At 67.6% G+C, this 13,784-nt stretch carries 11 protein-coding genes and 1 pseudogene; 9 read left to right on the top strand and 3 right to left on the bottom strand.

The window, feature by feature from the left end; all coding sequences use genetic code 11:
* Positions 1 to 56: 56 nt before the first annotated feature.
* Together ACIREO_RS25390 and ACIREO_RS25385 are read right to left on the bottom strand one after the other, a co-directional pair.
* A pseudogene (locus ACIREO_RS25390) lies at positions 57 to 326 on the bottom strand (peptidase inhibitor family I36 protein); the annotation flags it as partial.
* Positions 327 to 552: 226 nt separating this feature from the next.
* On the bottom strand, positions 553 to 1,497 hold the full coding sequence (locus ACIREO_RS25385; RefSeq protein ID WP_404114555.1) for a ParB N-terminal domain-containing protein: 945 nt from the start codon (positions 1,495 to 1,497) through the stop codon (positions 553 to 555).
* 714 nt (positions 1,498 to 2,211) lie between these two features.
* Here ACIREO_RS25385 and ACIREO_RS25380 point away from each other — a divergent pair.
* From ACIREO_RS25380 to ACIREO_RS25340, 9 genes are all read left to right on the top strand, one after another.
* Positions 2,212 to 3,117: a UTP--glucose-1-phosphate uridylyltransferase gene (locus tag ACIREO_RS25380; protein ID WP_404114111.1), complete on the top strand. Its 906-nt coding sequence runs from the start codon at positions 2,212 to 2,214 to the stop codon at positions 3,115 to 3,117.
* Positions 3,118 to 3,206: 89 nt separating this feature from the next.
* Complete coding sequence (locus tag ACIREO_RS25375) at positions 3,207 to 5,267, top strand: thiamine pyrophosphate-binding protein (protein WP_404114109.1); 2,061 nt, start codon at positions 3,207 to 3,209, stop codon at positions 5,265 to 5,267.
* 11 nt (positions 5,268 to 5,278) lie between these two features.
* Positions 5,279 to 6,502: an MFS transporter gene (locus tag ACIREO_RS25370; protein WP_404114107.1), complete on the top strand. Its 1,224-nt coding sequence runs from the start codon at positions 5,279 to 5,281 to the stop codon at positions 6,500 to 6,502.
* Positions 6,503 to 6,537: 35 nt separating this feature from the next.
* The gene (locus ACIREO_RS25365; RefSeq protein WP_404114105.1) at positions 6,538 to 7,749 is read left to right on the top strand and encodes a glycosyltransferase; all 1,212 of its coding nucleotides are present in this window, start codon (positions 6,538 to 6,540) and stop codon (positions 7,747 to 7,749) included.
* Positions 7,736 to 8,635, top strand: coding sequence for an RNase adapter RapZ (rapZ, locus tag ACIREO_RS25360; protein WP_404114104.1), 900 nt, complete (start codon positions 7,736 to 7,738; stop codon positions 8,633 to 8,635). Before ACIREO_RS25365 ends, rapZ begins: the two co-directional genes overlap by 14 nt.
* A complete protein-coding gene (yvcK, locus tag ACIREO_RS25355) occupies positions 8,632 to 9,534 on the top strand; it encodes a uridine diphosphate-N-acetylglucosamine-binding protein YvcK (protein WP_404114102.1) in 903 nt (300 codons plus the stop codon). Before rapZ ends, yvcK begins: the two co-directional genes overlap by 4 nt.
* Before the next feature lie 18 nt (positions 9,535 to 9,552).
* Entirely contained in the window at positions 9,553 to 10,332 is a 780-nt protein-coding gene (locus ACIREO_RS25350) for a hypothetical protein (RefSeq protein ID WP_404114100.1), read from the top strand.
* A gap of 40 nt (positions 10,333 to 10,372) precedes the next feature.
* On the top strand, positions 10,373 to 11,326 hold the full coding sequence (locus tag ACIREO_RS25345) for a GDP-mannose 4,6-dehydratase (RefSeq protein ID WP_404114098.1): 954 nt from the start codon (positions 10,373 to 10,375) through the stop codon (positions 11,324 to 11,326).
* A gap of 43 nt (positions 11,327 to 11,369) precedes the next feature.
* Positions 11,370 to 12,737, top strand: coding sequence for a UDP-glucose dehydrogenase family protein (locus tag ACIREO_RS25340; protein WP_404114553.1), 1,368 nt, complete (start codon positions 11,370 to 11,372; stop codon positions 12,735 to 12,737).
* Between the two features lie 7 nt (positions 12,738 to 12,744).
* Here the strand turns inward: ACIREO_RS25340 and ACIREO_RS25335 are convergent, their stop codons facing one another.
* Complete coding sequence (locus ACIREO_RS25335) at positions 12,745 to 13,701, bottom strand: ABC transporter ATP-binding protein (RefSeq protein WP_404114552.1); 957 nt, start codon at positions 13,699 to 13,701, stop codon at positions 12,745 to 12,747.
* Positions 13,702 to 13,784: the final 83 nt, after the last annotated feature.

Here is a 13,784-nt window from a genome sequence, read left to right as displayed (position 1 = left end):
AGGCCGAAGCTGTCTCGGCTCGAACTGCCGGGAATCCGATAGGCGTCACCCAGACAGCCCTTGTTCGCGAACATCGCCGCACTCGCGGTGTGCGTATTGATTGCCGAGCGAGCACGACCGTTCCAGCCGTGTTCGTCGAGATCGACACACACACCGCCGGCCGAGGGCGAGCTGATGGTGAGACGGTCGCCCGTGAGACCTTCACCCGAGAAGAGACAGAGGGTGGCGGCGGTGGAACACTCGACAGCTCTTTCCCCGGCCGGTGCCGCAGTGGCCGGCGCCGCTACGGACACCGGAATCGCGGCCAGCCCGACAGCAATCGCCATACGCACCGGTCCGGATAAACGCGAAGGCCCGAGGATTCGGAGCACGGCGGAAACACAGCTCTTCCTGGACATGATTCTCCCCGGTATTTTCGCCCACGAATCGGCGCGCTGATTCGGCCGCTCAGACAATAGCCGAGGCGACACCGGATCACGCTGCACCCAAGGGCTGTCCCGTGACGGCCGGGCAGGGAACAGCGATCGGCCTCCCGGCAGGTGTGCAACTGCGTCAGCTCCGCGGTTGCACAGCTTCGGGCTGCTCCTTCGCGACCTTGTCGAGCGCGTCCTCCAGGTCCCGCCACTCCTGGGCGTAGGCGCGGACGACGCCCAGAACGACCGGGACGCAGTGAGCCGGGATCGCCTCGAGCACATCGGGGCTCAGTATCCGTGCGGGCCTCTGGTGCAGGAGTCGCAGGAGGCCGCGTCCGTTCGCCTGGTACTTCAAGGAGGGGTCCTGCCGCAGATTCGCCAGCGCCGTGTCCACGTTCACGGACGCGGGAGCGGACGGAGCTTCCTGTGCGGGTACGGGCGACGGACCCGGCACCCGGGCGGTGCATACACGTGTCAGGGCTGCCGACGCCGGGGGGCCGGACGGCGTCTTCTCCATGTCGCCACGGATTCTCCGCACCGTTCCGGGAGAGATGCCGGCCTGGCGTGCGATCTCCCGCAGGGATGCCTCGGGCCTCGCCGTGATGAGTTCTCTGGCAGCGCTGCGCCGCGCGGCGCTGTCCAACGGTCTGGCCCGCCCGTCGAGGCCGATCCGCACCTGCGACCCCGGGGCGTCCGACGCCGTCCTGTCGCGTAACTGACTGACCGTCTTGCCTGACAGACCCGACGCCCTGCCCACAGCACGGTCCGACCACTCCGGGTAGAGCGCCATGACCTGCCGGGCCGCGAATCTGCGGTCCGACAAGGTGAGCGGGAGGCCGTGGGCGATGTTGGCTTCCACACCGTACAGAAATGCCTCGGCGTCGCTCATGTCGACCAGTCGGACTTCGATTTCTTTGCGCCCACACGCAAGAGCAGCACTCAGCCTGTGCATACCGTCAATGACGCGCATGGTCTTGCGCTGAACGACGATCGGCGGCAGTTCTTCATCGCAGTCGGTGAGAACTCTGACGTGATCCTGATCGATTCCACCGGCTCGGACATGCTCTCCCGGGCAAAGCTCCATGATCGGCATCATGGTCACCGGCGCCACCGCCATGAGCGTCAAGATTCGGCCACCCTCGCTTGCCAAGACTCCACCCTCCCTGCAAGCCGCTCCGAGGTCTGCAAATTCGCTCCCACCCAGCTTCATGTCCCCCCCTGAAACGAAACCGGAGTGCTCACGATCCGGCCATCACGCGTTCGGTCCGGCTACTACGGGAGCGCTCCCATAAGCAAACAACCTGTCGGATGCTAGCCCTTCGGCCATCGCATGAGAAGAGATGTGGACATGATTGGGACGGTTGGCGGAAAGGGCCAGGTCGCGGCCGCTACGCAGCCCGCCGGAAGGTATCGAAAGCCTCGAAGTCACGGGTGGGACGAGGGTTCTCAGCACTCCGGAGGGGCTCTCCGGCTACCGGTTTCACCGTCGGCCGCTGCGAACCGATCCGTACCCTCACGCCCCACATCTCGGCCGCGCCGGACGTCGTCACATCGTCGGCGCACCCGCGGCTTCGCAGTGCCGAATGCGACCCTTGACCGGTCGTTCAGTCGCGAGTTAACTAAGTGGGCGCTTCCTCGCTCCATTCCACTTGACGAGCGTGCACCAGCCACCCGGCATGAACGCGATCCCCATGCATTCGTCGGCATCCGACCGACGAGCCGAGTATTCCCGCCTGCCCAGAATCCACCTGCCTCCTTCTCGTCCGTCCGCATCGAACAGGGGTTCCCGTTGGCAGTCATGGCCGCATCGGAAATGAAATGCGTCATACCTGCGGCCGGTTATGGCACGCGCTTCCTTCCGGCTACCAAGGCCATACCGAAGGAGTTGATGCCTCTCGTCGACAAGCCCGTCGCCCAGCACGTGCTGGAAGAGGCGGCCGCTGCCGGACTACGCCAGGCGCTCATGGTCGTCGGGCGTCACAAGCAGGCACTTCTGGACCACTTCGACCGGTCGTTCGAGTTGGAGCAGCACCTGATTCGATCGGGCAACGACTCGGCGTTGGCGAAGTCACTCGCCTGTTCCGGTCTGGCGGAACTCCACTACATGCGGCAGGGAGAGACCCGGGGCGTGGGTCATGCCGTCCTGTGCGCTCGTTCGTACGTGGGCGATCAGCCGTTCGCAGTCCTGCTTCCCGACGAGGTCATGGATCCGCAGGCCCGTCTGCTGGAACGAATGATGGCTGTTCGGCGGGACATGGGCGGCAGCATCGTGGCCCTCACCAGGGTGGATCCGTCCGAGATCCATCTCTATGGTTCCGCCCGGGTGGAGCCGACCGCCGAAAAGGATGTCGTGCGGATCACGGGTCTGATCGAGAAGCCCGAGACCGATGAAGCACCCAGCGATCTCGCAGTGGTGGGGCGGTTCATCCTGGACCCTCATATCTTCGGGGAATTGGCGCACACTCCCCCCGGACATGGTGGAGAGCTGCAGCTCACCGATGCTCTTGACACCATGGCCTGCCAGGATTCCGATGGCGGGCCCGTCCATGGTGTCATTCTTTCGGGCCGCCGCCATGACACCGGAAACCCGGACGGCTATCTTCGCGCGACCGTTGAACTCGCCTGCGCCCACACGGAAATCGGCCCGCAGTTCAGGTCGTGGTTGCGTACGTACGTCGCGGACCGCTGCCGCGAGGAGGACTGACCGAAGGCCATGTTTCGAACGCTGCTCACCGTGCTCAGCATCAGAGGAAATTCGCCGGAACCATCATCGATCGGAGATGTCTGATCTCAATGCGCAACATACCTGTCTTCACGGTACTCGAGGACCGCTCTCTCTTCGAGGAGCCGGTCGAGATCGCGGCCGTTCTCGACTTCTTCCGCCGCTCGGACGGGTCGCCGGACGCTGTTCGTTGTGCGTTACTCCTTGCCGAGGGCGAAGATGCGGGCAGGGACCGGCTCGATGAGGTGTTCGGCCACCCGGCAGCCGGGGAATCCGTCTCCTCCGGGCGCCTGGCAGGGGCTGTGGTGGAGGAAGTCGCCTCCTGGAACATCGAGCTGACCGGTGCCGAAGCAGTGACGGTCCTGCTCGTACTGGCCGGCGTCTCCACTGTCTTCGCGTACGCGGGAACGTCCGAACTCTCGCTGTGCGACGCCGTGACAGGGGCCGACGGCATCGAGCTCATCAACGGCCGCGGCGACAAGGAATCGGCGTTCATGGCAGCCGGCGCCTCGCTCCTGGAGGCGAACCGAGGAGTGGCGCTCCTGCACGGTGCCCGGGGGCTGACCAATGCCATGGGCGCGGTGGCGGACGCCCGGAGGAGTGAGGCCGGGACACTGTGCGTCGTGGGGCTGCCCTCATCGAGTTCCGCCCGCTTTCTTCCACCGCACGGCGAGGCGGACCTGCTGGCAGGTCTGAGCGGCCTCGTCGACTGGGTGTGGGAGGCTCCGGCCGTCCCGGCAGATCACGCACAACGCCTCGAAGCGGCCCGGCACTTCATCCACAAGCTGCGGCAGGCCCTCTCCGCCTCTTCCCTGCCACCGTGCCGGCCTGCTCTGTTCGGCGTCCCGCAGGACGTTCTCGAGAAGCCATGGATCCCGCTCGGCCTGATCTGTTCCGGGGCAGCGGCCGCGGAGGCCGCCGAGAGCGGTCAGGCAGCTCTGGAACTGGCCCTGGAGGAGATCCTGACGGCTGAGAAGCCGGTGTTCCTGATCGACGACTACGCCTTGTCGTACCCGGGGATCCGGGAAGCGCTGGACCACATCAGCCGGCGTCTCGGGGCGCCGGTGCTACAGGTGCGTTACCGCCGCGGACCCATGCTGTTCGAGCGGCTCAGGCAGGACGAGGTGGAGAACTTCGTGGGTTGGCTGAACCCGTTCGCCACACCCCACAGCGATCTGCTGGAAGCGTGCGACCTGCTGGTGACCGTGGAGGACCGCAACATCTACGAACGGGTCGTGGGCAGACTTCCCGCCTGTCGCAAGATAGCGGTCAACACCGACCCGCAGAAGGTCATCAAGAACGAATACCTCGAAGAGAAGGACCTGTTGCTCGTCGGGGAACCTGCCGGGCTTCTCAACGATCTCACCACTCGGCTCGAGCGCCGGGAGACCGCCCGCTCACCGTGGTTCGGCCCTGAGGCCCGGAACCCGGAGGGATCCGACTCCGAACCGGGGCATCTCCGGGCGCGGAACGACCGGCGCCCCGTGGTGGAGTCCCTCGCACAGGTGCTGGCCGGCTGGAGCCGCCCCGTGCTGGTGGACGACAGCCAGATGTTCGGCGGCCTGATCGCCGAGCACTACGACCTGCTGCCGGGGAACCTCAGAGTCTTCGGAGGGCACGGCGCTTTCGTGGGCAGCGGACTGTCGTACGCGACAGGGCTGGCCATCGCCGATCGCAGCGCGCGGGTGATGTGCACGCTGGGCGACCAGGCATTCACCAACTCGTTCCAGGGCCTCGTCTCAGCCATGGAACAGAAGGCCCGTGTCCTCTACGTCGTCTGCAACAACGGTGAATCCGTCTCTCTGCAGAAGCAGGGGCGTACCTCGCTCGGAACGGTGGAGCGGCCCTACCTCTCGAACGTTCCCGGTCTCCGGTACCAGGCCATCGCCCAGGCGCTGAACATCCCCTGCATGCGTGTTCCGGTTCCCGTCGGCGGTCCCGCGGACGAGGTCGGGGACTCCGTGCGCCAGTTCTCCGCCGCCCTCGCCTACGCCGCCGCTGTCGACGGCCCGAGCATGGTGGAACTCGTCCTTCCGTCCGCCCCAGAGGCGTGGTCGGGGATCTGGCTCACCAAGGGGCTCGAAAGTACGGATTCCGGAGGCCCCGCCCCGGTTCCCGTCCTTTCCCGGTGACACCGATGGGAATGAGCACGGTATCCGCCACGGCCACGGGACGGCCCCGACAGGCACGCATGGGCCTGATCGTCGTCTATTTCGTGAACGGGGCGCTGTTCGGCAACTGGGCATCCCGCATTCCGGCGGTCAAGGAACACGTGGGTGCGGGGACGAGTGAGCTCGGCCTGTCGCTGCTCGGCCTCGCGCTCGGCGCCTTGGTGTCCAAACAGATCGCAGGGCAGGCGGTGGCCAGGTTCGGGAGTGCGCCCGTGGCCCGCGCAGGCATCCTGTCGAGCTGTCCGGCCCTGATGCTTCCGGCCTTCGCCGACGACGCGGTCACCCTGGGTCTGAGCCTCATCGGGTTCGGAGTCGCACTCGGTGTGGTCGACGTGGGAATGAACGCTCACGGTGTGACCCTCGAGAAGGAACTCGGCCGTCCCGTCCTGTCCTCACTGCACGCTTCGTACAGCGCGGGCGCGCTCCTCGGGGCCGTGGCCGGCGGCGCCCTCGCGGGCCGAGGCCTCAGCCCGCTCGTGCACTTCGCGCTCGTCGCGGTCGTGACGGGGGCCGCCGCCGCTGTCGCGGCCTCGTGGCTCCTGTCCGGCAGGCTTGACTCCGTCCCACGGACGTCTTCGAAGCGCCGCTGGGTCGCGCTGCCCCGGAGCGGCCGGCTTCCCCTGCTGCTGCTCTCCTTCGCCGGCCTGTGCGGAATGGCCGTCGAGGGTGTCACCGCGGACTGGGGCGCCGTCCATCTGCGTGAGGACCTCGGGCAGAGCACGAGTGTCGCCGCACTGGGATATGCGGCCTACTCGGTGTTCATGGCGACGGGCCGCCTGTTCGGTGACAGGGCGACTGCCCGGTGGGGCAGCATGCGGGTCGTCATGTGGTCGGTGACCCCGGCCGCCGCGATCTTCGCTCTCACACTGACGACCGGGAACGCCGCCTTCACCCTGTTCGGTTTCGCCTGCCTCGGCCTGGGCCTGTCCGTCAACATCCCCGTGATCTTCTCCATGGCGGGCAAGCTGGGCGGCGACCGCGCCGGACCGGCGATCACCCTGGTCTCCAGCATCAGCGGCACCGGATTCTTCGTGGGCCCGCCGGCCGTCGGGTTCCTGGCCGAGGCCACCGGTCTGTCCACGGCGCTGAGCACCGTGAGTCTCCTCGCCATCACATCCCCGGTCCTCCTGTACGTCATCAGGAGATCGCAGCAGGCGGACTCGGCGGTCCCGTCCCCACCGGTCCCGTCCTCGTGAACACCCTTCGTCAAGCCTCGAACAGGGAGAGAAGAATGCCCGGTCTGATACCCACCGAGCCCGACGTGCTGGCAACCGCGGTGGCAGACAGCCTTGTCGTCGCCGTGGACTCGGACTCCCGCCGCTCCTGCCTCTTCTACTGGGAGAACGCCCAGCCCTGGCTGAGGGCGGTCGTCGACGCGGTCAGGGACAACGAGGACGAGGAGATCAGGACTCTGGGACGGAGTCTGCTCGACAGTCCGACGAACCCCGCGCACCACCGGTCCCTGAGGTCGGCGCTCGTGGCACGTGGAGCCGGCGACCCGTCGGTGGCCTCTCTCTTCACGTCCGCGTGGGCCGCGGAGTGCAACAACCGGCTCGGATACCACCTGGGTGAGAAGTACGAGGACGGCACCGACTCGGTCCCTCTGAAAGCACTGCGCGATCTGTCTCCGTCGACTTCGCCGGTCGGCCGGACGGACGCCGAGGTGGTCGTCGTCATTCCGTTCCGGGACCGGGACACCGGCGGCATGCGTCTGCGCAACCTCCTGGCGTGCCTGCTCTCACTCGCAGACCAGTCCTATCCCCGTGACCGCTACCAGGTCGTGGTGGTGGAGACCGACGACAAGCCGCGCTGGCGTGAGGTCCTCGAACCGTATGTCGACCATCACATCTTCGCCCCGAAGGCCGCCTCGTTCAACAAGTCGTGGGCCGTCAACGTGGGAGTGCTCAATGCTCCGGGGCACGCCGAGGCGATCTGCATCCTCGACGCCGACGTCCTCGCGGACCGTGACTTCATCGCGCGCAACGCGGCCCGCTTCACACGCCCGGGGACGAGCGGCCATCTCACGTACCGGAACATGCTGAGCCTCAGTGAGCACGCGACGTCGAAAGCCATCGAGCAGAGGCTCTTCCAGGGTGAGGAGCAGGCCGACCCGGCGCTGCTGCGCGGGTTCGAGCTCCGCCGGCCGCCGGGTTGCTGCCTGTGGGTGCGGCGCAGCGCGTTCGACCTGATCTCCGGGATGGACGAGCGCTACGAGGGCTGGGGTGGCGAGGACAACGACTTCGCCTACCGGATGGACTTCAACTCCGCGTTCGACAGCTACGAGGACGTGCTCCTGCACATGGCGCACCCGCCGGCGTCGATCCTTCAGGAGGACGGTGAGCTGGTCAACTCGCACATTCCCGGCCTGAGCTGGCGTCCGACCGAGCCGATCGGAGCCATCGACCGATTCGCGGCGGAGGAGCCGGCCCATGACCGGCCCTGAGTGGGCGGAGGCAGCTGACCCTGTCCGTACCCGGGTCCTCGTCATCACCGGGCTGTCCGGAGCCGGACGCAGCCAGGCCGCCGACCACCTGGAGAGTCTGGGCTGGCTGGCCATCCACAACCTGCCGCCGGGTATCGTCCCCGACGTCACCCGGCTGGTCACCTCCGCTGCCTCGTCAGCGGATCGCGTGGCTCTCTCGGTGGGGGCCGGGTCCTCCGTCGAGGACTTCCTCACGATGCTGGCCTGGCTCCGTTCGGCACCGTACGAATCCCGCGTGGTGTTCCTGGACGCGACCACCGAGATTCTGGTGCGCCGGTTCGACGAGACCCGTCGCAGCCATCCGCTCTCGTCCGGCAGCGACCAGCAGCACCTGATGGCGGCGATCGAGGACGAACGACGCCTGCTGGCGCGGGCGAAGGGAGAGGCAGACGTCGTACTCGACACGTCGGCGCTCAGCACCCACGAACTGCGGCGGCGCATCGGGCTGATGTTCGCCGGGACACATGCCGGCTCCGGCGCACAGCTGACCCTCATGTCGTTCGGCTACAAGCACGGGCTGCCGCTGGACGCGGATCTGGTCCTCGACTGCCGGTTCCTGCCGAATCCGCACTGGGTCGAGCACCTCCGGCCGCAGACGGGCCTGGAGCAGGAGGTCGGCGACTACGTACTGGGCCGGCCGGGAGCGGACGACTTCCTGACGGACCTGGTCGGCCTCCTGGACCGTCTGCTGCCCCGGTACGCCTCGGAGGGCCGCGCGTATCTGACCATCTCCCTCGGCTGCACCGGAGGCAGACACCGTTCGGTGGCCATGACGGAGGAGCTCGCGTCCCGTCTGCGCGCCATGGACGTCCGGCTGAGCGTTCTCCACAGGGACGTGGAGAAGTGACGGCCGGGGAGCGGAGGCCCGGGACGCCGAGAGTCGTGGTGATCGGTGGTGGCCGCGGGCTGTCCTCGACGGTCCGGGCGGCACGCAGATACGCCGGCCACACCACCGCTGTCGTCACGACCGCCGACGACAGCGGGTCGACGGGGAGGCTCCGCACCTCCATGTCCATTCCGGCGCCGGGGGACATCAGACGGTGCCTCCTCGCGATGGCGGGCATGGAGGACGACCCGATAGGCAAAGCCTTCGAGTACCGCTTCCCGGGCACCGACCTCGACGGACACGCCCTCGGCAACCTGGTGCTGGCAGGTCTCACCACGGTCAAGGGAGACTTCACGGAAGCGGTCGCGGAGCTCGCCGGCCTTCTCGGCATCCAGCCGGGCGTCGCTCAGGTGCTGCCGGCCACGACCGGCCCCGTGGACCTGCGGGCGACAACCGTCGACGGGCATGAGGTCTTCGGCCAGTACGCCATATCGCAGACCGCAGGCCTGCACCGCGTTTCCTTGCATCCGGCCGGCTGCAAGGCCCCGGCCGGGGTCGTGGACGCGATCCTGGGAGCGGACCAGGTCGTGATGGGGCCGGGGTCGGTCTACACCTCGGTGCTGGCCGCCGCGCTGGTGCAGGACGTGTTCGCCGCCCTCAACACGACCACAGCGCAGAAGCTGTACGTGTGCAACCTCGAACCCGAACAGGCCGAGACCACGGGTTACGACGTCGCGGCCCATGTGGCCGCGCTCATGGACCACGGTGTGAAGCCGGACCTCGTCCTGGTCAACAGCCCAGGCGCGCTCCCGCTGGACAACGTGAAGATCGACGTGGTCCAGGCACCTCTGGCCCTTCCGGACGGCAGCGCTCACGACAGCGTCAAACTGGCTGCCGCGCTGGCAGACCTTCTTCCCTGACAGCAGGAGGTATCGCACATGGCCTTCTTCACCATCGCCTGCGCGTTTCATGACACGGAACGGCTCCTGGAGCACACGTTGCCCCTGGCGATCAGATCGCTCACGCGGCCCACCCGGCACGACTTCGAAGTGATCCTGGTGGCGGATCGGGCCACCGATGACGCCGTCGCGCGGCTGCTCCCCCGGCTCGGTGAGTTCGGCGTGGACGAACTCCGCTACAGGCGCACCGATCGCAATTCGTTCGCCGGCCTGCCGTCGAACAACTTCCACGGGAACAACTTCACCGTCACCAACCCCTATCTCATCGTCTTCACGGACGACTCCTTCATCTGGAAGACGGACGAGAACTTCGACGTACTGGACGCAACGGCAAGGCTGTTCGAGCAGAACCCCGAAGTGACGTTGCTGAGCAAGGTCGACGACCACGAGGAGTGGGACTCGCCGCTCATGGACGTCGGTCCCGAGATCGAGCCCGGAGTGAGGTCCGTCAACCGGGTGGTGGATCAGTTCATCGCCTACCAGACCCGGCGGTTCGAGCCCGTGGCGCGCCGGTTCGGCGCATGGGACCGGGACGTCTTCACCGGGCGGACGGACTTCGACTACCACTGGGAGACTCTCGCAAGCCACGTGGGGCGCACCGGAGGCCGCGCCATAGCCTGGCCCGGCCGATGGCCGCTGCGTGTCCGTCACTGCGACATGCGTTTCAACGCCGGCAGTATGCACGGAACCCAGGACGAGGACGTCAAGCTCAAGTGCTTCGAACGTCTGCTGGAGTCCGAAGGCCTGCACAAGAAGTAGCACCCCTGCGTATCCCGACATCGAGCACGAGGAGAGACCTATGCAACGGGTACAGCGAGCCGTCGTCACAGGCGGGGGCGGCTTCATCGGTTCTCACGTATGCGACAGGCTTCTGGATTCCGGAGCAGAAGTGGTGTGCGTGGACAACTTCTCCACCGGCCACCGGAGCAATGTCGAGCACCTGGCGGACCACCCGGGATTCACGCTGATCGAGGCGGACGTCACCGAGGATCTCGACGTCCCCGGACCCGTCACACTCGTCCTGCATCTGGCGTCACCGGCTTCGCTTCCGGAGTTCGCCCGGCTTCCGATAGAGACCATGCTGGTCGGCAGCGCCGGCACGTACAACACCTTGCGGATCGCTCAACGCCACAGTGCGAGATATGTACTCGCCTCGACCTCCGAGGTGTACGGCGATCCGCTGGAACACCCCCAGAAGGAGACGTACTGGGGCAACGTCAATCCGATCGGCCCTCGCGCCGTCTACGACGAGGCCAAGCGGTACGCGGAAGCCATGACGGTTGCTTTTCGCCAGACGTACGGCCTGGACACGGGAATCGTCCGGATCTTCAACAGCTACGGCCCCAGGATGCGGGACGACGGCCGCGTGATCCCCAACTTCATCGCACAGGCGCTGGACGAAGTGCCGTTGCTGATCCACGGTGACGGGGAGCAGACGCGGTCGCCCTGCTATGTGGACGACACGGTGCGCGGCATCCTCGCCCTGGCTTCGAGCGACATCGCGCACCCGGTGAACATCGGCAACGTCGAGGAGATCAGCGTGCTCGAACTGGCGCGGCTCGCGCGGGAGGCGGTGGGGAGCGCGTCGCCCTTCAAGCACGTCGACGCCGACCTGGACGACCCTCGGCGCCGTCGTCCGGACATCAGCCGGGCGACGCTCGAACTCGGCTGGAAACCGCAGGTCTCCTTTGCCGAAGGACTCCGGCTCACGGTGGCCGCCATGAGGCAGGCTCGCCAGGGTCTGAGCGGATGAGGAGTCCATCCATGTCGATCTCCGAGAAGACGGTGAAGGCGGAATCGTGTACCTGATCTCTGTACTGGGCTGCGGATACCTGGGTGTCACACACGCGGCGGGCATGGCGGAACTGGGACACACGGTCGTCGGCATCGACGTGGACGCCGAGAAGGTCGCCCTCCTCAACGAGGGCCGCCTGCCGTTCTTCGAGACCGGGCTCGACACCTTGATGACCCGGCATCTGCGGTCGGGCAGACTGCGTTTCAGCACGTCGTACGAGGACGCCGCGGACGCCGACGTCCATTTCATCTGCGTGGGCACTCCTCAGCAGCCTCAAGGGACTTCGGCGGACCTGAGCTACATCGATGCCGTGGCAACGCGGCTGGCTCCCCATCTGACCAAGGAATGCCTGGTCGTCGGGAAGTCCACCGTGCCCGTGGGGACAGCCGCCCATCTGTGGTCCGTGCTGCGCGAGCACGCCCCCGCCGGTGACGTCCTGTCCATGGCCTGGAACCCGGAGTTTCTCAGCGAGGGCAAGGCAGTGGCTGACACTCTGCGGCCTGATCGCATCGTACTGGGGGTGCAGAACGCCCATTCCGAGAAGACGCTGCGTGACGTCTACGCACCGTTGATCGAGAACGGGGTCCCGGTGGTGGTCTCCGACCTGCCCACCGCCGAAGTCATCAAGTCCGCGGCGAACTCCTTCACGGCGACCAAGATCTCCTTCATCAACGCGATGGCGGAGTTCTGCGAGGCAAGCGGGGCGGACGTCAAAGTCGTGACCGAGGCCCTCGCCTACGACACGCGGATCGGAGGGCAGTTCCTCACGTCCGGTCTCGGATTCGGCGGTGGCTGCATGCCCAAGGACATCCGCGCGTTCCAGGCCCGTGCCGACGAGTTGGGAGCCGGCCGCTCCCTGGCCTTCCTCGCGGAGGTCGACGCGGTGAACCTGCGCCGCCGGGACAGGCTGGTCGAGCTGATCCGTGAACAGTGCGACGGGACTCTCCGTGGCCGGCGGATCGCGGTCCTGGGCGCCGCGTTCAAACCGGGTACGGACGACATCAGGGACTCACCCGCCCTGCATGTGGCGGACGTCGTCCAGCGCGAGGGGGGCGAGGTGACCGTCCACGACCCCAAGGCGATGGACAACGCCCGCCGGTCCTTCCCGGAGCTGAACTACGCCCCTGACGCCCTGTCCGCCGCGGCGGGGGCCGACGTGGTGGCGCTGCTCACGGACTGGCAGGAGTTCGCGGCGCTGAAACCGGCCCAGCTGGAACGGACGGTTCGCCATCGGAGGATCGTCGACGCACGCCATGCCCTGGACGACGTCGAATGGCGTCGGTCCGGGTGGACCTATTCCGCGCCCGGCCGGCCTTCCCTGGCCACCGCACCGCCGACGGAACAGGCGCCACCCGGCCACCGCCCCTGACCGGAGCTCAGGCTGCCGCGTCCGGGGCGGTGCCCTCGTCGGTCACGAGGTGGCAGGAGACCTGCCGGCCTCCGGGGATCTCGCGCAGCGCGGGGACCTCGGTCCGGCACCGGTCGACGGCGAGGGGACAGCGGGTGTGGAAGCGGCACCCCGGCGGGGGGTCGAGAGGGCTGGGGAGTTCGCCGTGCAGCACGATGCGCTCCCGGGAGCGCTGGGCGACCGGGTCGGGGACCGGGGCGGCGGAGAGCAGCGCCTGGGTGTAGGGGTGCTTGGGGGCGGCGAACAGCTCGGCGGTCGGTGCCTGTTCGACGATCTGCCCGAGGTACATCACGGCGATCCGGTCGGCGAGGAATTCGACAGCGGCCAGGTCGTGGGTGATGAACAGGCAGCCGAACCCACGGTCGCGCTGGAGGTCGGCGAGGAGGTTGAGCACGGAGGCCTGGACGGAGACGTCGAGCGCGGAGGTGGGCTCGTCGGCGATGACCAGGTCCGGGTCGCAGGACAGGGCGCGGGCGATCGAGATGCGCTGGCGCTGCCCGCCGGAGAGTTCGTGGGGGTGCCGGTCGGCGTGCTCGGGGCGCAGCCCGACCTGGCCGAGCAGCTCCTCGACCCGCTCCCCCACGGCCGCTCCCCGGGCTCGGCGGTGCAGCCTGATGGGTTCGGCGATGATCTGACCGACGGTCATCCGTGGGTCGAGTGAGGACGAGGGGTCCTGGAAGACCAGGTGGAAGTCCTTGCGCAGGGGCCGCAGCGCGCGGCGGGAGAGATGGCTGATGTCGGTACCGTTGATGTGGACGGTGCCGGCGGTGGGTTCGTCGAGGCGTACGGCGCACTTGCCCACGGTCGACTTGCCGCTGCCCGACTCGCCGACGAGGCCGACGACCTCGCCTCGGCCGATGGTGATCGAGACGCCGTCGACGGCCCGGACGGTGCCGCCGCCGGAGGCACCGAAGTGCCGTTCCATGCCGCTGATCTCCAGCACCGGGGGAAGCGGCGCGCCGTCAGCGCCGTCAGCCTCACGCGGCGCGGGGACGGTCTTCGCGGTGG

Source organism: Streptomyces sp. NPDC102441 (assembly GCF_044765585.1).
Lineage (GTDB): Bacteria > Actinomycetota > Actinomycetes > Streptomycetales > Streptomycetaceae > Streptomyces.
The sequence above is the reverse complement of the archived record's forward strand: the minus strand, read 5'-3'. Positions and strand labels throughout refer to the sequence as shown.